Here is a 22,694-nt window from a genome sequence, read left to right as displayed (position 1 = left end):
GCAATGGCGTAATAAAAAGTGCTGCGGATTGCCATAAAACTTTCATGACCGATATTGACAAATGTTAAAAGAGAAAAAGTTCTGGGGATAACCCGGTTCAACTGGTGTTTTATGTTGTCAGAGGATAAATTTTCGCCTGTGACGCATGCCGCAACCTGTTTTGCCCAAAATACGATAATAGATTACTGTTTTTATATCCAGTGTTTTTTATTGGCAATTTGGCAGGCGGCGAGTAGAATTAATCTCCAGCCCGACCCATCCGTTATCAGGTAGCGTTGCCCATGAGTAAACCCTTTAAATTACATTCCGCGTTCAGCCCTTCCGGCGACCAGCCGGTAGCCATCTCACGTCTGAAAGAGGGGCTGGAGGACGGCCTCGCGCACCAGACGCTGCTGGGCGTTACCGGGTCGGGGAAAACCTTTACTGTGGCCAACGTCATTGCCGATCTCCAGCGTCCGACGATGGTGCTGGCGCCGAACAAAACGCTGGCCGCGCAGCTCTATGGCGAAATGAAGGCATTCTTTCCGGAAAACGCGGTGGAGTATTTTGTCTCCTACTACGATTACTACCAGCCAGAAGCCTACGTTCCCAGCTCCGACACCTTTATCGAAAAAGACGCCTCGGTGAACGAACACATCGAGCAGATGCGTCTGTCCGCCACCAAAGCGCTGCTTGAGCGCCGCGATGTCGTGGTGGTGGCCTCGGTGTCGGCGATTTACGGCCTGGGCGATCCCGATCTCTATTTGAAAATGATGCTGCACCTGACGGTCGGCATGATTATCGACCAGCGTTCAATTCTGCGTCGTCTGGCTGAGCTGCAGTACACCCGCAACGATCAGGCGTTCCAGCGCGCGACCTTCCGCGTACGCGGCGAGGTGATTGATATCTTCCCGGCAGAGTCTGACGATCTGGCGCTGCGCGTTGAGCTGTTTGATGAAGAGGTCGAGCGCCTCTCGCTGTTCGATCCGCTAACCGGGCACGTCGAGTCAACCATTCAGCGCTTCACCATCTACCCGAAATCGCACTACGTCACGCCGCGTGAGCGCATTGTCCAGGCGATGGAAGATATCAAGGTTGAGCTGGCAGAGCGCCGCAAGGTGCTGCTGGAAAATAACAAGCTGCTCGAAGAGCAGCGTCTGAGCCAGCGTACTCAGTTCGATCTTGAAATGATGAACGAGCTTGGCTACTGCTCGGGCATTGAAAACTACTCACGCTTCCTTTCCGGGCGCGGGCCGGGCGAGCCACCGCCGACGTTGTTCGATTATCTGCCGGCGGACGGCCTGCTGGTGATTGATGAATCGCACGTCACCATTCCGCAAATTGGCGGCATGTACCGCGGCGACCGGGCGCGCAAAGAGACACTGGTCGAGTACGGCTTCCGTCTGCCGTCGGCGCTCGACAACCGCCCGTTGAAGTTCGAAGAATTTGAAGCGCTGGCGCCGCAAACCATCTATGTTTCGGCAACGCCGGGTAACTACGAGCTGGAGAAATCCGGCGGCGAAGTTATCGACCAGGTGGTGCGTCCAACCGGCCTGCTTGATCCGTTGATTGAGGTACGCCCGGTGGCGACTCAGGTGGATGATCTGCTGTCAGAAATTCGCAAGCGCTCGGTTATCAACGAACGCGTGTTGGTGACGACCCTGACCAAACGCATGGCGGAAGACCTGACGGAATATCTCGAAGAACACGGTGAGCGCGTACGTTACCTGCACTCCGATATCGACACCGTTGAACGTATGGAGATCATTCGGGATTTACGTTTGGGCGAGTTTGACGTGCTGGTGGGTATCAACTTGCTGCGTGAAGGCCTGGATATGCCGGAAGTCTCGCTGGTGGCGATTCTCGATGCCGACAAAGAGGGCTTCCTGCGTTCGGAACGTTCGCTGATTCAGACCATTGGCCGTGCCGCGCGTAATATCAACGGTAAGGCCATTCTCTACGGCGACAAGATTACCCCATCAATGGCGAAGGCGATTGGCGAAACGGAACGCCGTCGCGAGAAGCAGGAACGCTACAACGAAGAGCACGGCATCGTGCCTCAGGGGCTGGTGAAAGACGTTGTCGATATTCTGGCGATGGGTGAGGGGCTGGCCAAAACGAAAGCGAAGGGGCGCGGCAAGTCTCGTTCTGCCTCGCCAATCGTTGAGCCAGACGTGAAAGCGCTGACGCCGAAAGCGCTCCAGCAGCAGATTCAAACGCTGGAGGCGCAGATGCTGAAACACGCGCAGAACCTCGAGTTTGAAGAAGCGGCAGAAATTCGCGACCGTTTGCATCAACTGCGTGAACTGTTTATCGCAGCGTCGTGATCCGCAGCGAAAATATCGAGTTGGCCTGATAAACGTTAGCGCTATCGTGCCGTTCGGCTCAGGTGCCGGATGGCGGCGCAAACGCCTTATCCGGCCTACGGGCGGCGTATCAGGCATTATTTATCTAAATTGCGGTAGCCATCACGAGCCAGCAATCTGCCTTAATGTTCACTTAATCTATTCTGCTGATACTATCCTTAAAATTATTAGGGGTAGCGTCATGTCGAATCTGAATTTCCAGCAGTTATTTACCTTACTCGTCTCCGTTGCCATCGTTGCCGGTTTCCTGAGCCACTGGCTGTTGAGCTACTGACTTCTCTTAGCGCTTTGTCGGCAAAAACTCTACCCACGCCCGCGTCCCGGTTGTGTTTTCGCGGTTTTGCAGGAAGAACGCCGCTTCATGCAGCTGGGCGATGCGCGTCACGATGCTAAGCCCGAGGCCAATGCCGCCATAGCGGCTGTCCATGCGCACAAAAGCCTGGCTCAGCTCGCCTACTTTCGATTCATCAATTCCTGGCCCTTCATCTTCCACAATCAACATCGGTTTGCTGTCTGCCACCAGCGAAAGCGTAATGGTGGTTGATTTTGGGCTGTAGCGATGTGCATTCTCTACCAGATTACGAACCATCAGGCGCAGCAGCGTTGCATCACCGGCAACGGTTACCGTGGGTGTCGGCTCAGCAATGACTAACTTCTGCGCCCGCACCTCCAGCATCGTTTCCAGCTCGTCCTTAAGCGGTTCCAGCACATCACTCAGCAAATTCACCTGCTGATAGCTTCCCGCTGAAAAGGACTGGCCGACCCGCGCCAGCAGTAGCAGTTGCGCAACGCTTTCAGTCATCTGATCCAAACGCTGAATCAGCGGGGCAAGGCTCAGTTTCTGCGTTTTCTCCAGCAGCTCCAGATGCAGCTTTAACCCCGCCAGCGGGGTTCGGAGCTCATGGGCCACGTCAGCGGTGAACAGGCGTTCCCGATCGAGGGTTTGGGTGAGGTTTTCCACCAGTTGGTTGATAGCTTTGGTGACCGCTTCAACCTCAACGGTGGTTTGCTGTAGATAAATGGGCTGTAAATTCCCCGGGGTTCGGCGATCCAGCTCTTGCTGTAGGTCAGCCAGAGGGCGAGTGATGCGTTTGACCGCCTGTAGACACAAAAACAGCGCCAGTCCGATGATTACCACGCTTGGCACCAGCAGACTGGCTATGGCTTCACGAACTTCGTGGCGGATATGTTTCACGTTGTTGTGGTTGTTGAGCAGCATCGCCACTTCCAGCTCGATCTGCTCTTTGCTCTCATGCCACAGCCAGAACACGCTGATAAGCTGGAATACGATCAGAATCAGGCCAATCGCCAGCAGCAACTGGTGGCGCATTGGCCATTGGCGAACGGAGAATAATGCCATGGGTTACTCCGTTGGGCTGGAATTAACCAGCTGGTAGCCAAAGCCGCGCACGGTGCGAATACGGGCCTTACCCACTTTGTCACGCAGGTTGTGGATATGCACCTCCAGCGTGTTGGTTGCCGGTTCATTATCCCAGTTGTAGATATCGTTGTAGAGAATCTCGCGGTGCACCGGGCTGCCGGCCTTGAGCATCAGGCGGGAAAGTAGGGCGTACTCTTTAGGCGTCAGCTCCAGCAGTTCGCCGTCCAGCCATACCTGGCGGCGAGTGACGTTAAGGCGCAGATTTTCGACCGTCACCTCGTTATCGCCCTGATTGAGATTACGGCGCAGCAGCGCGCGAATGCGGGCATTGAGCTCTTCGAGCGCAAAGGGTTTGATCAGATAGTCGTCGGCACCGGTATCCAGGCCGCTGACGCGGTCTTCCAGGGTATCGCGGGCCGTCAGAATCAGCACCGGGGTGCTCATTTTTTCCTGACGCATACGATGCAGGAAATGCAGCCCGTCTTCATCCGGCAGGCCAAGATCCAGCACCACCAGGCTATAGTGGCCATTCGCCAGACTCAGCGCCGCTTGCTGCGCGGTGGCAACACCGTCGCAGGCGTATCCTTCACTCTGCATGGCCAGAATCAGCCCCTGCAGTAACAGCGTGTCATCTTCAACGACTAATATTTTCATCTGTTCGCCTCTATTTGCAGGTCGCTAATATATCATCCGCTGCATGATATTCCTTTGTCTCTACGCCGGTCATACCCAGTACGGTAGAGAACAGATTATCCTGAGAATAGTCATTTTCTTTGGCCTGTTTTTGCAGGCAATCGTAGTTCACGCCATAGCGTTTTTGATAATCGTCAGATAACCATAACAGCATCGGCACATGTTTTTGCGTTTCTGGCGCAATAGAATACGGTAAGCCGTGCAGATAAACGCCATTTTCACCTAACGACTCTCCGTGGTCGGAAAGATAAACCAGGCTGGTGGTAAATTTATCCTGCTTTGATTGCAGCAGGTTAATCGCTTTATCGACAATATAATCAATGTACAGAATGGTGTTGTCGTAGGTATTTTTCAGCTGTTCCTGAGAACAAGACTGAATTTCGCTGGTGTCGCAGGTTGGCGTAAAACGACGGAACTGCGGCGGGTAACGGTTGTAATAGGTTGGGCCGTGGCTGCCGATGGTGTGCAGCACAATCACGCCGTCACCCTGCATGCTGTCGATGGTTTTTTCTAAGTCGTGGAACAGCACGTCGTCATAGCATTCGCCGTCAATGCACTGGCCCGGTAACTTCATCGCCGTCATATCCTGATGCGGTACGCGGTCACAGGCGCCTTTACAACCACCGTCGTTGTCGTTCCACAGCACCTGAATTCCCGCGCGCTGAATAATATCGAGCAGGCCTTCCTGATGATGGGCTAAAGACTCATCATAGCGAGCTCGCGGCATATTGGAGAACATACAGGGAACCGAAACCGCCGTTGCTGTACCGCAAGAGGTCGTTTTCGGGAAATAGACCACGTTATCTTTCGCTAACAGTGGGTTGGTGTCGCGATCGTAACCGCCCAGCGAGAAGTTTGCGGCGCGTGAGGTCTCTCCGAGAACAATAATGGTCAGGTTCTTACGCGGTCCGTTTTTCATGATGGCTTTTTGCTGCGCGTCTTCACCAATTTTTACCAGCGGCAAATTATCCATCTTGTGGTGAAAATACCAGGAGTTGAGCGCCACAATACTGTTTGATGGGTTCAACGATTTCACCAGCTCTTTATTATTGCGAAACAGCGAGGCGTAATCTTTATAAAACAGGCCCGCGACCAGTACGATTAACAGCGCTGAAACCAGGACAGTACCGACGCGCATTAACACGCCGCGCCACAGGTTTGCCGCCGGTTTAATTTTAATCCACCACGCCAGGGCAATAAACAGCAGAGCCGTTAAACCCAGCACGACAATCATTTGACCAGAGAGCAGCGCGTAGCTCTCGGCGGGTGTGGTATCGAAGATATTGGTGATCATTGAACGGTCAATAATCACACCGTAATTCTTCATAAAATACTGCGCGCTGGCGCTGAGTAGAATAAACAGCGTGACGAGGAGCTTCTCAAGTCGAATAACCGACGCAATCGCCAGACAAATTGCCATCACCGCAAAAGCGACTACCGGCATGCTCAGGAAGACGAGGGTATTGTGCAGGCTGTCTACCGGCAGCAGGCTAAATGCCTGACGATAAAAAACGACGTTCAGCGCCAGAGCAATATAGAGCGCGAACAGAATAATGTAGGTCAGACGGCTGACAACGGGACGTTTACGTAACAGGCGAAGCATAACGGTAACCTATGAAGATTGATGCTCGTTATGCTGCCCGATCTATTTTAAGACAACCTTAAGATTTTAAGGAAGCGCGGCCAAAGGCCTGAAGCGCCTCTTCCAGCGCCGCACGTAACAGGGTGCGATCGTGGCGGTAGGGTATGTCGCTAGCCTCCAGCGGCTGTTGGATAACCACTTTGCCCTCTGTGCCACTGATGTCTGCTTTCGGACCTACAATCACGGCATCAATCACCGGCTTGCCAATATAGTGCTCCAGCAGGTGAAGGCGGTCAGCAAGCGTCAGATTGCCCGCAGGGCTGTGCTCGCGACCCAGGTTTTCGATGTAGACCATCGGCGCAGGCGTGCGGCGCATGGCCTGAGCGATATCCGGTAGCAGCAGGATTGGCAGCAGACTGGTGTAGAAACTACCGGGCCCGATGAGAATTAAATCGGCTTCGGCGATGGCCTGTACTGCTTCGCGGGTAGCGGACACTGACGGGGTCAGCATCAGCTCCTGCGGCGGTAGCGTCAGCTGATCGATATTCACTTCGCCGTAGATTTCATGCCCCTCGCTATCGATTGCCATCAAATCGACCGGCTGTTCCGACATCGGGATTAAATACGCCTCAACTTTCAGTAGGTTTCTGATTAAATTGATCGCCTCTAAAGGGCGTACGCTCAGGTGATCTAACGCCTTTAACATCAGGTTTCCAAGGTTATGCCCGGAAAGTTCACCGTTGCCGCCAAAACGATACTCAAACATCGTCGACGCTACGCTGGGTTCGGTGATTAATTGATTAAGACAGTTACGCATATCGCCCCAGGCGATGCCGCCCTCTGAACGACGAATACGTCCCGTAGACCCGCCATTATCCGTGGTCGTGACGATACCGGTAAGGCGAGAGCCCAGCGATGACAGGGATGACATCACGCGTCCAAGGCCGTGGCCGCCGCCGAGCGCCACCACGCGGTCGAGATCGGCAAAAGTGCGATTGCGCATAGAACTTCCTTATGTCCTGAAAACCCGCTTACATTAGCCTAACTACCACTAAAAGACGATGCTCTGTACCGGTCAAAATGACGTATATCAATGCAAAAACGTGATTTTTACGTATTCTGTAGGGAAAGTGCACGATCGTGTCGCTATGTATAAGTTTATATAGCGAAAGCGAAAATGGCGAAACTGTTATTCTCGCGCTACTATTCGGCATAACCTGGTTCAGCACGCTGTGTACAACAGGCTGAACAAAACACTCTAGCCTCTGCGCCTAAGTTGAAAAATAAGGTGCTTTGGCCGCAACGGGTCACGCCGTTGCCAGGGCGAAGGAAGAAATGATCTCGCCTCCCGTATTTGGAAAGGTGTCTATGGCTTTACAACTCACCGATGCGTTTGCGCGTAGGTTTTTCTATCTGCGCCTGTCGATTACCGACGTCTGCAACTTCCGTTGCACCTATTGCCTGCCGAACGGCTATCAGCCGAATGGGGTCACCAACAAAGGATTTCTGTCACTGGACGAAATTCGTCGGGTGACGCGTGCCTTTTCGGCGCTGGGAACGGAAAAAGTGCGTCTCACCGGCGGCGAGCCGTCGTTACGTCGTGACTTTACCGACGTTATCGCCGCTGTAAAAGAAAACGCCTCTATCCGCCAGATTGCCGTGACCACCAATGGCTACCGCATGGCGCGCGATGTCGCTGCCTGGCGTGATGCCGGGTTGACGGCACTCAACGTGAGCGTTGATAGCCTTGATGCGCGTCAGTTCCACGCCATCACGGGTCAGGACAAATTCCGCCAGGTGATGGAGGGCATCGATGCCGCCTTCACCGCCGGCTTTGAAAAAGTGAAGGTCAACACCGTGCTGATGCGCGACGTGAACCATCACCAGCTCGACACCTTTCTGGCGTGGATCAAACCGCGCCGCATTCAACTTCGCTTTATTGAACTGATGGAAACCGGCGAGGGCAGCGAGCTGTTCCGTAAGCACCATATCTCGGGCATGGTGCTGCGCGACGAACTGCTTAAGCGAGGCTGGATCCATCAGATCCGTCAGCGCAGCGACGGCCCGGCGCAGGTTTTCTGTCACCCCGACTATGAAGGGGAAATCGGCTTAATCATGCCGTATGAAAAAGACTTCTGCGCCAGCTGTAACCGTCTGCGCGTATCGTCCGTTGGGAAATTGCATCTGTGTCTGTTTGGCGACGGCGGCGTTGACCTGCGCGAACTGCTGGCCGATGACGCCCAGCAACAGGCGTTGGAAGAGCGTATTGCTGAAGCCCTGACGCATAAAAAACAGACCCACTTCCTGCACCAGGGCAATACCGGCATTACCCAGAATTTATCCTATATCGGCGGATAATTGGCTATCAAGGAGCTATTAAATGAGTCAGGTGAGCGCTGAATTTATCCCGACACGCATTGCTATTCTTACTATTTCCAACCGTCGCGGCGAGGAGGATGACACCTCCGGGCACTTCCTGCGCGATGCGGCCCACGAGGCCGGACATCAGATTGTCGATAAGGCGATCGTCAAAGAGAACCGCTATCAGATTCGTGCCCAGGTTTCTGCCTGGATTGCCCGTGACGACGTGCAGGTGGTGTTGATCACCGGTGGCACCGGGCTGACCGATGGCGATCAGGCGCCGGAAGCGCTGCTGCCGCTGTTTGACCGCGAAATCGAAGGCTTTGGCGAAGTGTTCCGCATGCTCTCTTTCGAGGAGATTGGTACCGCCACGCTGCAATCGCGCGCCGTTGCCGGGATGGCCAACCGGACGCTGATTTTTGCGATGCCGGGTTCGACCAAAGCCTGCCGCACCGCGTGGGATAACATTATTGCCCCGCAGCTGGATGCTCGTACCCGTCCGTGTAACTTCCACCCTCATCTGAAGAAATAAACGATGTCGCAACTGACCCATATTAACGCAGCGGGTGAAGCCCACATGGTGGATGTCTCCGCCAAGACCGAAACCGTCCGCGAAGCGCGCGCTGAAGCGTTTGTCACCATGCAGCCGGAAACCCTGGCGATGATTATTGAAGGCAGCCACCACAAGGGCGATGTGTTCGCCACCGCGCGTATCGCCGGGATTCAGGCGGCTAAGCGCACCTGGGATCTTATCCCACTTTGTCACCCGCTGATGCTGAGCAAGGTGGAAGTGAACCTGCTGGCGGAGCCGGAACACCACCGCGTGCGCATTGAATCACTCTGTCGCCTCACCGGGAAAACCGGCGTCGAAATGGAAGCGCTGACCGCCGCATCGGTCGCGGCGTTGACCATCTATGACATGTGTAAGGCGGTGCAAAAAGATATGGTTATTGGCCCGGTTCGCCTGCTGGCGAAAAGCGGCGGTAAATCGGGTGATTTCAAGGCGGATACTCATGATTAATGTGCTGTTTTTTGCTCAGGTTCGTGAGCTGGTGGGCGTGGACTCGCTGGCGCTGGCGCCTGAATTTGCCAATGTGGAAGCTGTGCGTCAGCATCTGGCCGCGCAGGAAGGGCGCTGGTCGTTGGCCCTCGAAGAGGGCAAGCTGCTGGCGGCGGTGAACCAGACGCTGGTGAGTTTCGATCATCCGGTTACCGATGGTGATGAAGTGGCGTTTTTCCCGCCGGTGACGGGAGGGTAACATGAGCGAAACCCGTATTATCGTTCGCCATGAACGCTTTAGCGTTGGCGATGAATATCCCTGGCTGGCTGAACGCGATGAAGATGGCGCGGTGGTGACATTTACCGGGAAAGTGCGTAACCATAATCTTGGCGATAGCGTGAAGGCGCTGAGCCTCGAGCACTACCCGGGTATGACCGAAAAAGCGCTGGCGGAAATCGTCGACGCCGCCCGTGAACGCTGGCCGCTGGGCCGCGTCACCGTGATTCACCGCATCGGCGAGATGTGGCCGGGCGAAGAGATTGTCTTTGTCGGCGTCACCAGCGCCCATCGCGGTAGCGCCTTTGACGCCGGTGAATTTATCATGGACTATCTAAAGACCCGCGCGCCGTTCTGGAAGCGTGAAGCGACACCGGAAGGCGAGCGCTGGGTGGAAGCGCGCGACAGCGATAAACAGGCAGCCGAGCGTTGGTAGCGTTACACTTACTTCAGGCTTTCATTAATTCAGGAGAACGTCATGGACCGATTCCCTCGCTCTGATTCAATCGTGCAGGCCCGTAGCGGTCTGCAAACCTATATGGCTCAGGTTTACGGCTGGATGACCTGCGGGCTGCTGCTGACCGCGTTTATTGCGTGGTACGCGGCGAATACGCCGGCGGTGATGATGTTTGTTTTCTCCAGCAAAATCACCTTCTTCGGCCTGATCATCGCCCAACTGGCGCTGGTATTCGTGCTTTCCGGCATGGTGCAGCGTTTAAGTGCGGGCATGGCGACCACGCTGTTTATGCTCTACTCGGCGCTCACCGGGCTGACGCTATCGAGCATTTTCATCGTCTACACCTACTCATCCATCGCCAGTACCTTCGTGGTCACCGGCGGGATGTTCGGCATTATGAGCCTTTACGGTTACACCACCAAGCGCGATCTCAGCGGCCTGGGCAGCATGCTGTTTATGGGGCTGATTGGTATCGTGCTGGCCTCGCTGGTTAACTTCTGGCTGAAAAGTGAAGCGTTGATGTGGGCGGTGACCTATATCGGCGTGATTATCTTTGTTGGGCTGACCGCCTACGACACCCAAAAGCTGAAAAACATCGGCGAGCAGATTGACGTGCGCGATACCTCAAATCTGCGTAAGTACGCCATTCTCGGCGCGCTCACGCTGTATCTCGACTTCATCAACCTGTTCCTGATGCTGCTGCGGATTTTTGGTAATCGCCGCTAGGTAGGTTGAGTGAATTAAACGATCCCGGACTGGTTCCGGGATTTTTTTCGGATTTTATTCTGGTCTCAAACGCACGTCAAAAGCTGCTTACCGATGGGTAACTCAATTGAGCTCCGCCGTGGCGGTTGTTTTTTAGCTGGCATTGATTGCGCTAAAAACAGACAAATTGCTTTCTTCCTGAGCGAAAAAGTGACACCAACGTCACAAAAAGCACCACATTTACGGAATTTTCCGTACACTCGGGTACTCTGAATAAGCAAATAAAATTCTTCAGGAGAGAAGCCATGAAGTGGCAACAACGAGTTCGTGTCGCAACGGGGCTAAGTTGCTGGCAGATTATGTTGCATTTGCTGGTCGTCGCCGTGCTGGTGATGGGCTGGATGAGCGGCGCGCTGGTGCGCGTTGGCTTGGGTCTCTGCGTCGTGTATGCCGTTACCGTTTTACTGATGCTGGCGCTACAGCGTCACCACGAGCAGCGCTGGCGAGACGTCGCCGACGTGCTCGAAGAGTTGACCACCACCTGGTATTTTGGCGCGGCGATGATTGTCGTCTGGCTGCTGTCGCGCGTGCTGCAAAATAACTACCTGCTGGCGGTGGCCGGTCTGGTTATTCTCGCTGGGCCAGCCGTGTTCTCGCTGCTGGTGAAAGAAAAAACCTCAGGCGATCTTGCGGCGAAACATCGTGTACGCCACTGATCCCGTCGTGGCCGCTATAAACAGTAGCGGCCACAGGCTCCCCCAGACAATCGACAGACTCGCATCCTTCAAATAAATCTGCTTGGTAATATCGGTAAAATGCCGAATCGGGTTAATCCACGTTAAATGCTGGAGCCATACCGGCATGTTCTCGACCGGCGACACATAGCCCGACAAGAGAATCGCTGGCATCATAAAGACGAACACGCCGATAAACGCCTGCTGCTGCGTTGAACACAGCGCGGAAATTAGCAGCCCAAACCCGACCAGTGATAGCCCGTAAATCACCATTGTGAAATAAAACAGCGCCAGCGAACCGGCGAAAGGAATTTGATAGGCCCAGATGCCGATGGCCAGCACGATAGTGGCCTGGAACGTGGCGACGATCAGCGCGGGCACCGCTTTACCGACAAAAATTTGCCAGGTGGCGAGGGGGGAGACCAGCAGCTGATCCAGCGTACCCTGTTCGCGCTCGCGAGCAACCGACAGCGAGGTGACGATCATCACGCCGATGGTGGTGATCATGGCGATCAGCGAGGGTACCACGAACCACTTGTAGTCGAGATTCGGGTTGTACCAGTTGCGCACCACCAGTTCACTGTTGTTCGGTTTTACTTTGCCCTCCATCAGCTCCTGCTGGTAGTTCTTGACGATTTGTTGCAGGTAGTTGGCGGCAATCTGCGCGCTGTTAGAGTTGCGCCCGTCGAGTATCAGCTGCATCGGCGCGGTCTGGAAGGTATCGAGATTACGGGAAAAATCGGCCGGGAAACGCACCAGCAGCAATGCTTTTTGAGTGTCGAGCGTTGGCTGGATCTCCTGCGGGCTTTTCAGCAGCAGCACGTGGGTGAAGGCTTTGGCGCGGGCGAAGCGCTGGGTCAATTCAACGGCGTGCTTGCCGTTGTCTTCGTTATAGACGGCGATGGTGGCGTTGGTCACTTCCAGCGTGGCGGCAAAGGGAAACAACAGCACCTGGATCAGCACCGGCATAATCAGAATGACGCGGGTTTGCGGCTCGCGCAGCAGCGACTGTAGCTCTTTGCGGATAAGCGTCCATAAGCGATAAAACATAGTGCTTTCCTCATGTCGGGTGCGCTTCGCTTGCCCGACCTACAAGCCTCGTTGTCCCGGTAAGCGCAGCGCCGTCGGGCAAAATACGAGTGCCAGCGTTAATCCAATCGACGTTTGGTTTTCATCCACGTCAGGCCAATAAACATCACCGCCGAAGCGATTAAAAACAAGGTGTTAATCATCAGTACCACGGGAATATTGCCCGCCAGGAACAGGCTTTGCAGGGTGCTGACAAAATAGCGCGCCGGGATGATATAGGTCACCACGCGAATGGCCGCGGGCATACTGTCTATCTGGAAAATAAACCCGGACAGCATGATCGACGGCAGAAACGCGGCGTTCAGCGCCACCTGGGCGGCGTTAAACTGATTGCGGGTGATGGTGGAAATCAGCAGCCCCATCCCCAGCGTGCTGAGCAAAAACAGGCTGGTGATGAAAAACAGGATCACCAGCGAGCCACGGTATGGCACGCCGAGAATAAACACCGATACCAGCATGCACAGCAGCATCGCCAGCATACCGAGGAAATAGTAGGGAATCAGCTTGCACAGCAGCAGCTCGACGCGGGTCACTTCGGTGGAAAGCAGCGCTTCCATGGTGCCGCGCTCCCATTCGCGGGCAATAACCAGCGAGGTGAGAATCGCGCCAATGACCGTCATAATAATGGTGATCGCGCCGGGAATAATAAAATGCTGGCTGATGGCCGCCGGGTTAAACCAATAGCGGGTCTGCACGTCGATAAGCGGTTCGAACTCCTGACCATTATCCTCAGCGCGCTGCTGCTGCCAGATTTGCCAGATACCCTCAACGTAGCCTTGCACAAAGTTGGCGGTATTCGGTTCACTGCCGTCGGTAATCACCTGAATCGGCGCGTCGTCGCCAACGCGGGTCATCTTCTTATCGAAATCAACCGGCACGACGATCAGGCCGCGAATACGCCCGGCCTGCATCATTTCAATCAGCTGCTGACGGTTGTCGCTGATGGTGGCGTCGATATAGGGGGAGCCGGTCAGAGTGTGGGTGAAATCCAGCGCTTCCTGGCTTTGCTGCTCCAGCAGTACGCCAACGCGCAGTTTGCTGGAGTCGAGGTTAATGCCGTAGCCGAAGATAAACAGCAGCAACAGCGGGATAACCACCGCAATCAGCCAACTGCTGGGGTCGCGGACAATCTGCCGCGTCTCCTTCACGCACAGCGCGCGCACGCGCCGCCACGACAGCATCTTAGCGCTCATCGGCATGCTCCTTATCCCAGTCGTTGATCAGCGTGATAAAGGCTTGTTCCATGGTCGGGTCCGGCAGCTGGTCATCCGCCGCCTGCGCTTTTAAATCGTCCGGCGTGCCGCTGGCAATCAGCTTGCCGCGATAGACCAGGCCGATACGGTCGCAGTATTCCGCCTCATCCATAAAGTGGGTGGTGACCATCACCGTGACCCCTTTCTCCACCATGCTGTTGATATGCAGCCAGAATTCGCGGCGGGTGAGAGGGTCTACGCCCGAGGTGGGTTCATCAAGGAACAGAATATCCGGCTCGTGCATCAGCGAACAGGCCAGCGCCAGGCGCTGCTTAAACCCCAGCGGCAGCGCGTCGGTGGTGTGGCGCGCGATGGCTTTCAGACCGAAAGCGTTGCTCATGCTGTCGATTTTATCGTTCTGTGCGCGGCCGCGCAGGCCGTACACCCCGGAGAAGAAGCGCAGGTTTTGCTCGACGGTGAGGTTGCCGTACAGCGAAAATTTCTGCGCCATATAGCCGAGATGCTGACGCGCCTTACCCGAACTGACCTTCAGGTCCATGTTCAGCACCAGCGCATTGCCGGAGGTGGGCACCAGCAGCCCGCACATCATCTTGAAGGTGGTCGATTTCCCTGCGCCGTTCGGCCCCAGCAGGCCGAAGATCTCGCCGCGTTTGACGGCGAAGTTAACGTGGTCGGTGGCGGCGAAATCGCCGAATTTTTTGGTGAGCTGTTTGGCTTCAATCACCGTTTCATCCGGCGAGCCGTCAACGGTGTGAAGAATGGCGCCCAGCGGCGATTCCGAGGTGCCCGCACCGCCCAGTAGGTCAATAAAAGCATCTTCAAATCGCGGCGCGGTTTCTTCCATCTCCAGTTCAGGCATGCCCGGCGCCTGCTTTAGCGCCTCGGCGGTGGCCGATTTTTTAAGGATCACGCGGACCGAACGGCCCTGAATCATGCCGTCGCTGACCATCTCCTGTTTCAGCGCCCGTTGCAGCAGCTTGCGGTTATTTTCCTTCGGGCTGTGCATTAAGAAACTGCGCCCGGCCATGGTGCGGGTGAGGGCGGTGGGTTCCCCCTGATACAACAGCTCGCCTTCGTTCATCAGCAGCACGTCCTGGCACTGTTCGGCTTCGTCGAGATAGGAGGTGCTCCAGAGGATCAGCATGCCGTCGCCCGCCAGCTCGTGCACCATCTCCCAGAGTTCACGGCGTGAGATGGGGTCGACGCCGACGCCGGGTTCATCTAACAGCAAAACTTTTGGCTCACCAACCAGCGTACAGGCCAGCCCCAGCTTCTGCTTCATGCCGCCGGAGAGCTTCCCCGCCAGCCGTCCGGTAAACGGCCCCAGGGCGGTAAATTCCAACAGCCGGGCAAAGGTTTTTTCGCGGACGTCGCCGGTTACGCTGCGCAGATCGGCATAGAGATTAAGGTTTTCCATCACCGTTAAATCTTCATACAGGCCGAATTTCTGCGGCATATAGCCCAACACCGAATGCAGCGCGCTGTCGTCGGCAATCGGATCCAGCCCGAGCACGGTCGCGCTGCCTTCGTCCGGCTTCAGCAGCCCGGCGAGCATGCGCATCAGCGTGGTTTTTCCCGCGCCGTCCGGGCCGACAAGACCGGTCACATAGCCGCCGTTGATGGTGCAGTCCAGCCGGGCGACCGCCGGTTTATCCATGCCGGCGAACTGTTTGACCAGCCCGCGTAGCTGAATCTGGCCGTCACTCATGGCGCGACTCTTCGTTGAACAGAAGCGTGACAGGCATCCCCTGTCGCAGGCTGTCGTCGGCATCGGTGACGATAATACGCAGACGGTAGACCAGGTCGGTACGGAGATCAGGCGTCTCAACCGTCTTCGGGGTAAATTCCGCGGTCGGGGAGACAAAACCAATTTTGCCGTGATACGGCTTATTTGGGCGGCCGTCGGTATAAAGCAGAATTTCTCGGCCCGGCTGCGCCTGGTTGAGATTTTTCTCGTCCACATAGGCGCGGACCCACACCGGACGGGTGAGGGAAAGAGTCAGTACGGTACTGCCTGCGCTCAGCATGCTGCCGGGTTCAACCGCTCGGGTGAGCAGGGTGCCGTCAGAGGGGGCGGTCAGTACGGTGTCATGCAGATCGAGAGTGGATTGGGCCAGCTGCGCCTGCGCCTGCTCGAGATTGGCTTTCGCCTGGGCAATTTCCTGCGGACGATTCCCCGCACGATACTGGCTGAGTTTATCCTGTGCCGATTTCAGCGTCGCCAGCGCCTGGTCGCGGGACGAGCGGGCGTTTTCCAGATCGTTGGCCGACAGCAGTTTTCGGTTCCACAATCCCTGCTGGCGCTGGAGATAGCTTTGCGCATAGTCGTAGGCTGCTTGCGCTTGTTTCACCGAAGCCGCGGCCTGGGCAATTTCTTCCGCCCGGTAGCCTGCCATCATCAGGTCGTACTGCGCCTGCGCCGTCGCGACGTTGGCCTTGGCCTGCATCAGGGCATTTTCATAAGGCGCCTGGTCCAGTTGACCGAGGGTCTGCCCCTGCTTGATGGCGTCGCCTTCGTCGACCGTCAATGACTGCAAGCGGCCGCCGACGCGGAAGCTCATGTTCACCGTACGAATATCCACGTTGCCATAGAGCGTCAGGCCGTTGTTTTGCCGACTCTGGTACCACCACGTGCCGCCGCCAATCAGCGCGACGATGACCACCACCGCCAGAATCAGAACCACCGGTTTTTTCATGAGTTGAGGCTCCTTTGCGTTAATCCTTGCAAGATCAGATCGATATGGCAGGTCACTACCTGGAAAATTTGCTCGGCTTTGTCGGCATCAAACTGCGTCCAGCCGGTGCGCATCAGGATGGTTTCTCGCCCGAGGCGAAACGCCAGCACTTCGCCCAGCAGGGCGTGGGTGTGGAGGATCATCTGCGTACTGTTAGCATCGCAGCCAGTATAGGCGGCGATCAACCGGGTCAGGTGCGCGTGCAGCGGGGCAATGACCTGATCGTGGATACGCTGGTAGGCGGCAGTCGGCGACAGCTGCTCGCGAGAGATAAATTTGCTGAGGTTAAGGGTATCGTCCTGGGTCAGCAGTAAGATCATGTTCTGGCAGGCGCGGAGGATCAGGGTGCGCATGGCCTCTCTGTCCGGCTGCGGCTGGGCAAACAGTTGCTCGGCGGCTTCGGCATGGGCGCGAAAGTTTTCGCCGATAAAGTCGGCAATCCACTGGGCGCAGGCCTGGTATAAATCTTCTTTTGAGCCAAAATAGTAGGTGATGGCGGCAATATTCTGCCCGGCCTGAGCGGCAATATCGCGGGTGGTGGCGTGCAGGCCATACTCGCCAAACTGGGCGAGCCCGGCGGCGATGAGCTGACTCTTGGCCTGCTCGCCTTTGCTGGTTATCGGTGTCGTATTCATCATGCCACCAGAATTAATCAAACGATTGATTAAGATTATGCCGGGTTTTTGCGCTTGTCCAGTCTGGTGAATAATCTTGTTTTCTACCGCGAAGGGGATAATTTATGCGGTGAATCACAAAAACTGCTACACTCCGCCCCTTCATGACATTGTGGTTTTTGTCATTACCTGTTTTTTTATCCCCTCGAAAACTACACCGCATGCGGTCGGGGTGGGTGTGGAGTATTTATGTCTTTTGATTCCCTCGGACTGAACCCCGATATTTTGCGTGCCGTTGCTGAGCAAGGCTATCGCGAACCCACCCCCATCCAGCAGCAGGCGATTCCTGCGGTACTGCAGGGCCGTGACCTGATGGCCAGCGCGCAAACCGGCACCGGTAAAACCGCAGGCTTTACCCTGCCGTTGCTGCAACTGCTGGTTTCTCGCGAGCCTCACGTGAAGGGCCGTCGCCCGGTGCGCGCGCTGATCCTCACCCCAACCCGTGAGCTGGCGGCGCAGATTGGCGAAAACGTGCGTGAATACAGTAAATACCTGAACATCCGCTCGCTGGTGGTGTTCGGCGGCGTGAGCATCAACCCGCAGATGATGAAGCTGCGCGGTGGCGTTGACGTGCTGGTGGCGACGCCGGGCCGTCTGTTGGATCTGGAACACCAGAATGCCGTCAAGCTCGATCAGGTGGAAATTCTGGTGCTCGATGAAGCGGACCGTATGCTGGACATGGGCTTCATCCACGATATCCGCCGCGTGTTGACTAAGCTGCCGGCGAAGCGTCAGAACCTGCTGTTCTCCGCGACCTTCTCCGATGACATTAAAGGTCTGGCGGAAAAACTGCTGCACAACCCGCTGGAAATTGAAGTGGCGCGCCGTAACACCGCTTCCGAGCAGGTGACCCAGCACGTTCATATGGTCGATAAAAAGCGTAAACGCGAGCTGCTGTCGCAGATGATTGGCGAAGGCAACTGGCAGCAGGTGCTGGTGTTCACCCGTACCAAACACGGCGCTAACCATCTGGCGGAGCAGCTGAATAAAGACGGCATTCGCAGCGCCGCGATCCACGGTAACAAATCGCAGGGTGCGCGTACCCGTGCGCTGGCCGACTTTAAATCCGGCGATATTCGCGTGCTGGTGGCAACTGATATCGCCGCGCGCGGTCTGGATATTGAAGAGCTGCCGCACGTGGTGAACTACGAGCTGCCGAACGTGCCGGAAGATTACGTTCACCGTATTGGCCGTACTGGCCGCGCGGCGGCGACCGGCGAAGCGCTGTCGCTGGTTTGTGTTGATGAACACAAACTGCTGCGTGACATTGAGCGCCTGCTGAAGAAAGAAATTCCGCGCATTGCACTGCCGGGTTACGAGCCGGATCCGTCCATTAAGGCCGAGCCGATTCAGAACGGTCGCCAGCAGCGTGGCGGCGGTAACGGCGGCGGTCGTGGTCGCGGTCAGAACCAGGGGCAAGGCCAGGGGGCGGGGCGCAGCCAGCAGCAGCCGCGTCGCAACGACGGTGGTGCACCGAAAGCCAAGCCGCGCAGCGCGGAAGGCAAACCGGCTGGCGATAAGCCACGTCCGCCGCGTCGCCCGCGTAAACCCGCAGCAGCACAGTAAATTGCGAGCCCGGCCGAAAGCCGGGCTTTCTTTTTTGCGACGGCGTACAGAAAATGCCACAATAGTGGCTGTTTATACAGTATCTCAGGTTTTCTCATGGCTTTGACCGCCGCGCTGAAAGCGCAAATCGCCGCCTGGTACAAGGCGCTTCAGGAACAGATCCCCGACTTTATCCCCCGCGCGCCGCAGCGGCAGATGATTGCGGACGTCGCCAAAACGCTGGCTGGGGAAGAGGGGCGCCATCTGGCGATTGAAGCGCCGACCGGCGTCGGGAAAACCTTGTCCTATCTGATTCCCGGTATTGCGATTGCCCGTGAAGAACAAAAAACGCTGGTGGTCAGCACCGCCAACGTGGCGCTGCAGGATCAGATCTACAGTAAAGATCTGCCGCTGCTGCGCAAAATTATCCCCGATCTACGTTTTACCGCCGCCTTTGGTCGTGGCCGCTACGTCTGCCCGCGTAACCTTGCGGCGCTGGCCAGCAGCGAACCGAACCAGCAGGATCTGCTCGCGTTTCTTGATGATGAGCTGACGCCGAGCAACCAGGAAGAACAGAAGCGTTGCGCGAAGCTGAAGGGCGATCTCGACGGCTATAAGTGGGACGGTCTGCGCGATCATACCGATATCGCCATTGACGACGACCTGTGGCGGCGGCTCAGTACGGATAAAGCCAGCTGTCTGAACCGTAACTGTCATTACTACCGCGAATGCCCGTTTTTTGTCGCGCGCCGCGAGATTCAGGAAGCCGAAGTGGTGGTGGCTAACCATGCGCTGGTGATGGCGGCGATGGAGAGTGAAGCGGTACTGCCGGAACCGAAAAACCTGCTGCTGGTGCTTGATGAAGGCCATCACCTGCCGGACGTGGCGCGCGATGCGCTGGAGATGAGCGCCGAAATTACTGCGCCGTGGTATCGGCTCCAGCTCGATCTGTTCAGCAAGCTGGTGGCGACATGCATGGAGCAGTTCCGCCCGAAAACCACGCCGCCGCTGGCGTTGCCGGAACGGCTGACTGCGCACTGCGAAGAGCTGTACGAGCTGATTGCTTCACTGAATAACATTCTTAATCTGTATCTCCCTGCAACTCAGGAAGCCGAACACCGCTTCCCGATGGGCGAGTTGCCCGATGAAGTGATGGAGATATGCCAGCGTCTGGCCAAACTCACCGAAATGCTGCGCGGGCTGGCGGAGCTGTTCTTAAACGATCTCAGTGAGAAAACCGGTAGCCACGATATTGTCCGTCTGCACCGGGTTATCTTGCAGATGAATCGCGCGCTGGGCATGTTTGAGTCCCAGAGCAAACTGTGGCGGCTGGCGTCGCTTTCGCAGGCGTCGGGCGCGCCGGTCACCAAGTGGGCGACCCGCGACGTACGCGATGGGCAGATGCACGTCTGGTTCCACTGCGTCGGCATTCGCGTGAGCGACCAGCTTGAGCGTCTGCTGTGGCGCAGCGTGCCGCATATTGTGGTGACGTCGGCCACATTGCGCTCACTGAACAGCTTCTCGCGGTTACAGGAAATGAGCGGGTTGAAAGAGAAAGCGGGCGACCGCTTTGTGGCGCTGGACTCGCCGTTTAACCACGTCGAACAGGGAAAAATCGTGATCCCGCAGATGCGCTACGAGCCGCTGATGGAAAACGAAGAGCAGCATATTGCCGAAATGGCGGCCTATTTCCGCGAGCAGGTTGAGAGTAAGAAGCATCATGGCATGCTGGTGCTGTTCGCCAGCGGGCGGGCGATGCAGCGCTTCCTTGAGCACGTGACCGACCTGCGGCTAATGCTGCTGGTGCAGGGCGATCAGCCGCGCTATCGGCTGGTGGAGCTACATCGCAAGCGCGTGGAGAGCGGCGAGCGCAGCGTGTTGGTTGGGCTACAATCTTTTGCCGAGGGGCTGGATTTAAAAGGCGAGTTGCTAAGCCAGGTGCACATCCACAAAATCGCGTTTCCGCCCATCGACAGCCCGGTGGTCATCACCGAGGGTGAATGGCTTAAGAGTCTCAATCGCTATCCCTTTGAGGTGCAAAGCCTGCCAAGCGCGTCATTTAACCTGATTCAGCAGGTGGGGCGATTAATTCGTAGCCACGGCTGTTGGGGCGAAGTGATCATCTACGATAAGCGGTTGTTGACCAAAAACTACGGTAAGCGTTTACTGGATGCGTTACCGGTGTTCCCGATTGAACGTCCGGAAGTGCCGGAAGTAAAACAGAAAGCGAAACCCTCACGCCGTAAAAAAAGGTAGCCCGGTGTAGGCCGGATGGCGTTGCGCACAACGACGAGCAAAGGAGCAGAAAATGGATTATCGCAAAATCATCAAAGAAATCGGTCGTGGTAAAAATCATGCGCGCGACCTGGATCAGGATACCGCGCGCGGCCTGTACACCCGAATGCTTGATGGTGACGTTGCGGATCTGGAAATGGGCGCCATTCTGCTGTCGATGCGCATTAAGGGGGAAGGTGAGGCGGAGATGCTCGGCTTCTATGAAGCGATGCAGCAGAAAACGATGCGTTTGACCCCGCCAGTGGGTAAACCGATGCCGATTGTGATCCCGAGTTATAACGGCGCGCGCAAGCAGGCCAACCTGACGCCGCTGCTGGCGATGTTGCTGCATAAGCTGGGCTTTCCGGTGGTGGTTCATGGGGTCAGTGAAGATCCTACCCGAGTGATCACCGAAACTATTTTTGAGCTCATGGGCGTTGAACCTACCCGTCACGCCGGCCAGGCGCAGGCGAAGCTTGACGGCCATCAGCCCGTTTATATTCCTGTCGGCGCACTCTGCCCGCCGCTGGAGCGTCAGTTGAACCTGCGCTGGCAGCTTGGCGTGCGCAACAGCGCGCATACGCTGGCCAAGCTGGCAACGCCGTTCGCTGAGGATGCGGCGCTGCGCTTGTCCAGCGTTTCGCATCCGGAATATGTGGGGAAAGTGGCGAAGTTCTTCAGTGATATTGGCGGGCGTAGTCTACTGATGCATGGCACGGAAGGCGAAGTGTACGCGAATCCACTGCGCTGTCCTCAGATTACCCTGATAGACGCCGCGGGCGCGCGGGTGGTGAACGAGCGTCAGAGCGAGCAGGCGGATGCGCCGGTGGCGCTGCCAACGGCAAAAGATCCGCAAACGACCGCGCAGTGGATTGAACGCTGCGTGGCGGGTGTCGAGCCAGTACCGCAGTCGCTGAAGATTCAGATGGCCTGCTGCCTGCTGGCGACCGGTGAAGTGAGCTCCCTCGAAGCCGGTTTGGCCCGCGTCGCGCAGGCGTATTAATCCTCATCCAGCCAACACTCTCGTAGCCCGGGCAAGCGCAAGCGACCCCGGGTTTTTCTTTGCTGAATCCCGGACAAAAAAAAGCCCGGCGTGGCAGCCGGGCAAAAAAGGGTATCAACAAGTTCAATGAGGGTTGGAGCACCCGCGAGAGGTCAGCTCACGGGGTATAACAGAGGGTGGCGATTATTTGTAGATAACCGCAGTACCGCTAACTTTGTTGTTGGTGTTAGCAGAGGTGATGGCATAACCGGTAGCGCCCGCTGCGGCAGCTTTCTGCGCCAGCTGAGCTTCCATACCATCCAGAGTGGTCGCGCCGTCAACGGACACGGTACCCATTTCATTCATTTTCTGAGCCTGTGCCTGAGTTACTGGTTGGGCAGCGAAAGCACCAAAAGACAGGGCAGACAGGGCGATAGCAGCAACAGCATATTTAACGTTTTTCATAATATTAATCTCTCGCAGGTTGTTCCGTTCGGGGGACGATGTCTTCGTCGATGTGATAAGTATCACGTTTTTATTTGGTGGAATAAATCGAAGAGAATTGATGTCCATAATCAAAAAAATTGAATGATTATTTATTTATTGATTATTAATAAAATATTCACGGTTTAAATACGTTTGGCGT

Annotated in this window: 21 protein-coding genes and 1 riboswitch; of the genes, 11 read left to right on the top strand and 10 right to left on the bottom strand. The window is 56.1% G+C overall.

What is annotated here, in order from left to right; translation table 11 throughout:
* Positions 1-281: 281 nt before the first annotated feature.
* Positions 282-2,306, top strand: coding sequence for an excinuclease ABC subunit UvrB (gene uvrB, locus ACW14G_RS17645; RefSeq protein WP_163447102.1), 2,025 nt, complete (start codon positions 282-284; stop codon positions 2,304-2,306).
* A 319-nt stretch (positions 2,307-2,625) separates the two neighbouring features.
* Here the strand turns inward: uvrB and pmrB are convergent, their stop codons facing one another.
* Genes pmrB through yvcK form a run of 4 tightly spaced genes read right to left on the bottom strand, consistent with a single transcriptional unit; the run spans position 2,626 to position 7,004 of the window.
* A complete protein-coding gene (pmrB, locus tag ACW14G_RS17640) occupies positions 2,626-3,705 on the bottom strand; it encodes a two-component system sensor histidine kinase PmrB (RefSeq protein ID WP_249022134.1) in 1,080 nt (359 codons plus the stop codon).
* Positions 3,706-3,708: 3 nt separating this feature from the next.
* Positions 3,709-4,380 (bottom strand): two-component system response regulator PmrA, encoded by a 672-nt coding sequence (gene pmrA, locus ACW14G_RS17635; protein WP_163447099.1) that lies wholly within the window; start codon positions 4,378-4,380, stop codon positions 3,709-3,711.
* A 10-nt stretch (positions 4,381-4,390) separates the two neighbouring features.
* Positions 4,391-6,022, bottom strand: coding sequence for a phosphoethanolamine transferase EptA (eptA, locus tag ACW14G_RS17630; protein ID WP_249022133.1), 1,632 nt, complete (start codon positions 6,020-6,022; stop codon positions 4,391-4,393).
* Positions 6,023-6,080: 58 nt separating this feature from the next.
* Positions 6,081-7,004: a uridine diphosphate-N-acetylglucosamine-binding protein YvcK gene (gene yvcK / locus ACW14G_RS17625; protein WP_249022132.1), complete on the bottom strand. Its 924-nt coding sequence runs from the start codon at positions 7,002-7,004 to the stop codon at positions 6,081-6,083.
* Positions 7,005-7,245: 241 nt separating this feature from the next.
* A riboswitch (molybdenum cofactor riboswitch) is annotated at positions 7,246-7,382 on the top strand.
* Between yvcK and moaA the strand changes: the two genes are divergently transcribed.
* The 7 genes from moaA to ACW14G_RS17590 all read left to right on the top strand — a co-directional run bounded on the left by moaA (position 7,370) and on the right by ACW14G_RS17590 (position 11,517).
* Positions 7,370-8,359 (top strand): GTP 3',8-cyclase MoaA, encoded by a 990-nt coding sequence (moaA, locus tag ACW14G_RS17620; protein ID WP_167576361.1) that lies wholly within the window; start codon positions 7,370-7,372, stop codon positions 8,357-8,359. (Overlaps the previous riboswitch by 13 nt.)
* A 22-nt stretch (positions 8,360-8,381) precedes the next feature.
* Positions 8,382-8,894, top strand: a complete 513-nt coding sequence (moaB, locus tag ACW14G_RS17615) for a molybdenum cofactor biosynthesis protein B (RefSeq protein WP_163447091.1) — start codon at positions 8,382-8,384, stop codon at positions 8,892-8,894.
* A 3-nt stretch (positions 8,895-8,897) separates the two neighbouring features.
* Positions 8,898-9,383 (top strand): cyclic pyranopterin monophosphate synthase MoaC, encoded by a 486-nt coding sequence (gene moaC / locus ACW14G_RS17610; RefSeq protein WP_167576360.1) that lies wholly within the window; start codon positions 8,898-8,900, stop codon positions 9,381-9,383.
* Positions 9,376-9,621, top strand: a complete 246-nt coding sequence (gene moaD, locus ACW14G_RS17605) for a molybdopterin synthase sulfur carrier subunit (protein WP_064548439.1) — start codon at positions 9,376-9,378, stop codon at positions 9,619-9,621. Before moaC ends, moaD begins: the two co-directional genes overlap by 8 nt.
* A 1-nt stretch (position 9,622) precedes the next feature.
* On the top strand, positions 9,623-10,075 hold the full coding sequence (gene moaE / locus ACW14G_RS17600) for a molybdopterin synthase catalytic subunit MoaE (RefSeq protein ID WP_064548441.1): 453 nt from the start codon (positions 9,623-9,625) through the stop codon (positions 10,073-10,075).
* Between the two features lie 42 nt (positions 10,076-10,117).
* The gene (locus ACW14G_RS17595) at positions 10,118-10,822 is read left to right on the top strand and encodes a Bax inhibitor-1/YccA family protein (protein WP_249022131.1); all 705 of its coding nucleotides are present in this window, start codon (positions 10,118-10,120) and stop codon (positions 10,820-10,822) included.
* A gap of 284 nt (positions 10,823-11,106) precedes the next feature.
* Positions 11,107-11,517 carry a YbhQ family protein gene (locus ACW14G_RS17590; RefSeq protein WP_163447083.1) on the top strand — a complete coding sequence of 137 codons (411 nt, stop codon included), beginning with the start codon at positions 11,107-11,109 and terminating at the stop codon, positions 11,515-11,517.
* Here the strand turns inward: ACW14G_RS17590 and ACW14G_RS17585 are convergent.
* From ACW14G_RS17585 to cecR, 5 genes are all read right to left on the bottom strand, one after another.
* Positions 11,479-12,585 (bottom strand): ABC transporter permease, encoded by a 1,107-nt coding sequence (locus ACW14G_RS17585; protein WP_249022130.1) that lies wholly within the window; start codon positions 12,583-12,585, stop codon positions 11,479-11,481. The genes ACW14G_RS17590 and ACW14G_RS17585 overlap by 39 nt on opposite strands.
* A gap of 98 nt (positions 12,586-12,683) precedes the next feature.
* On the bottom strand, positions 12,684-13,817 hold the full coding sequence (locus ACW14G_RS17580; protein WP_065355571.1) for an ABC transporter permease: 1,134 nt from the start codon (positions 13,815-13,817) through the stop codon (positions 12,684-12,686).
* Positions 13,807-15,546, bottom strand: a complete 1,740-nt coding sequence (locus ACW14G_RS17575; RefSeq protein WP_249022129.1) for an ATP-binding cassette domain-containing protein — start codon at positions 15,544-15,546, stop codon at positions 13,807-13,809. The genes ACW14G_RS17580 and ACW14G_RS17575 overlap by 11 nt, the downstream gene beginning before the upstream one ends.
* Positions 15,539-16,534 (bottom strand): secretion protein HlyD, encoded by a 996-nt coding sequence (hlyD, locus tag ACW14G_RS17570; RefSeq protein ID WP_167576356.1) that lies wholly within the window; start codon positions 16,532-16,534, stop codon positions 15,539-15,541. The genes ACW14G_RS17575 and hlyD overlap by 8 nt, the downstream gene beginning before the upstream one ends.
* Positions 16,531-17,208 (bottom strand): transcriptional regulator CecR, encoded by a 678-nt coding sequence (gene cecR / locus ACW14G_RS17565; RefSeq protein ID WP_163447125.1) that lies wholly within the window; start codon positions 17,206-17,208, stop codon positions 16,531-16,533. The genes hlyD and cecR overlap by 4 nt, the downstream gene beginning before the upstream one ends.
* A 228-nt stretch (positions 17,209-17,436) precedes the next feature.
* Between cecR and rhlE the strand changes: the two genes are divergently transcribed.
* From rhlE to ybiB, 3 genes are all read left to right on the top strand, one after another.
* Positions 17,437-18,813, top strand: a complete 1,377-nt coding sequence (rhlE, locus tag ACW14G_RS17560) for an ATP-dependent RNA helicase RhlE (RefSeq protein WP_163447075.1) — start codon at positions 17,437-17,439, stop codon at positions 18,811-18,813.
* Positions 18,814-18,909: 96 nt separating this feature from the next.
* Positions 18,910-21,048: an ATP-dependent DNA helicase DinG gene (gene dinG / locus ACW14G_RS17555; protein ID WP_163447073.1), complete on the top strand. Its 2,139-nt coding sequence runs from the start codon at positions 18,910-18,912 to the stop codon at positions 21,046-21,048.
* Positions 21,049-21,100: 52 nt separating this feature from the next.
* On the top strand, positions 21,101-22,069 hold the full coding sequence (gene ybiB / locus ACW14G_RS17550; RefSeq protein WP_163447070.1) for a DNA-binding protein YbiB: 969 nt from the start codon (positions 21,101-21,103) through the stop codon (positions 22,067-22,069).
* 183 nt (positions 22,070-22,252) lie between these two features.
* Here the strand turns inward: ybiB and ybiJ are convergent, their stop codons facing one another.
* Positions 22,253-22,513: a DUF1471 family protein YbiJ gene (gene ybiJ / locus ACW14G_RS17545; RefSeq protein ID WP_064548464.1), complete on the bottom strand. Its 261-nt coding sequence runs from the start codon at positions 22,511-22,513 to the stop codon at positions 22,253-22,255.
* Positions 22,514-22,694 lie beyond the last annotated feature (181 nt).

The organism is Kluyvera sp., from assembly GCF_965301105.1.
Note: the sequence above shows the minus strand (reverse complement) of the source record. Positions and strands in the feature narration are given on the sequence as shown.

Coding starts and splice junctions, on each gene's coding strand:
- rhlE (WP_163447075.1), top strand. CDS start 17,437: ATGTCTTTTGATTCCCTCGGACTGAACCCCGATATTTTGCGTGCCGTT.
- ACW14G_RS17580 (WP_065355571.1), bottom strand. CDS start 13,817: ATGAGCGCTAAGATGCTGTCGTGGCGGCGCGTGCGCGCGCTGTGCGTG.
- ACW14G_RS17595 (WP_249022131.1), top strand. CDS start 10,118: ATGGACCGATTCCCTCGCTCTGATTCAATCGTGCAGGCCCGTAGCGGT.
- ybiJ (WP_064548464.1), bottom strand. CDS start 22,513: ATGAAAAACGTTAAATATGCTGTTGCTGCTATCGCCCTGTCTGCCCTG.
- moaA (WP_167576361.1), top strand. CDS start 7,370: ATGGCTTTACAACTCACCGATGCGTTTGCGCGTAGGTTTTTCTATCTG.
- pmrB (WP_249022134.1), bottom strand. CDS start 3,705: ATGGCATTATTCTCCGTTCGCCAATGGCCAATGCGCCACCAGTTGCTG.
- ACW14G_RS17585 (WP_249022130.1), bottom strand. CDS start 12,585: ATGTTTTATCGCTTATGGACGCTTATCCGCAAAGAGCTACAGTCGCTG.
- moaB (WP_163447091.1), top strand. CDS start 8,382: ATGAGTCAGGTGAGCGCTGAATTTATCCCGACACGCATTGCTATTCTT.
- pmrA (WP_163447099.1), bottom strand. CDS start 4,380: ATGAAAATATTAGTCGTTGAAGATGACACGCTGTTACTGCAGGGGCTG.
- uvrB (WP_163447102.1), top strand. CDS start 282: ATGAGTAAACCCTTTAAATTACATTCCGCGTTCAGCCCTTCCGGCGAC.
- eptA (WP_249022133.1), bottom strand. CDS start 6,022: ATGCTTCGCCTGTTACGTAAACGTCCCGTTGTCAGCCGTCTGACCTAC.
- dinG (WP_163447073.1), top strand. CDS start 18,910: ATGGCTTTGACCGCCGCGCTGAAAGCGCAAATCGCCGCCTGGTACAAG.
- moaC (WP_167576360.1), top strand. CDS start 8,898: ATGTCGCAACTGACCCATATTAACGCAGCGGGTGAAGCCCACATGGTG.
- moaD (WP_064548439.1), top strand. CDS start 9,376: ATGATTAATGTGCTGTTTTTTGCTCAGGTTCGTGAGCTGGTGGGCGTG.
- ACW14G_RS17590 (WP_163447083.1), top strand. CDS start 11,107: ATGAAGTGGCAACAACGAGTTCGTGTCGCAACGGGGCTAAGTTGCTGG.
- moaE (WP_064548441.1), top strand. CDS start 9,623: ATGAGCGAAACCCGTATTATCGTTCGCCATGAACGCTTTAGCGTTGGC.
- cecR (WP_163447125.1), bottom strand. CDS start 17,208: ATGAATACGACACCGATAACCAGCAAAGGCGAGCAGGCCAAGAGTCAG.
- hlyD (WP_167576356.1), bottom strand. CDS start 16,534: ATGAAAAAACCGGTGGTTCTGATTCTGGCGGTGGTGGTCATCGTCGCG.
- ACW14G_RS17575 (WP_249022129.1), bottom strand. CDS start 15,546: ATGAGTGACGGCCAGATTCAGCTACGCGGGCTGGTCAAACAGTTCGCC.
- ybiB (WP_163447070.1), top strand. CDS start 21,101: ATGGATTATCGCAAAATCATCAAAGAAATCGGTCGTGGTAAAAATCAT.
- yvcK (WP_249022132.1), bottom strand. CDS start 7,004: ATGCGCAATCGCACTTTTGCCGATCTCGACCGCGTGGTGGCGCTCGGC.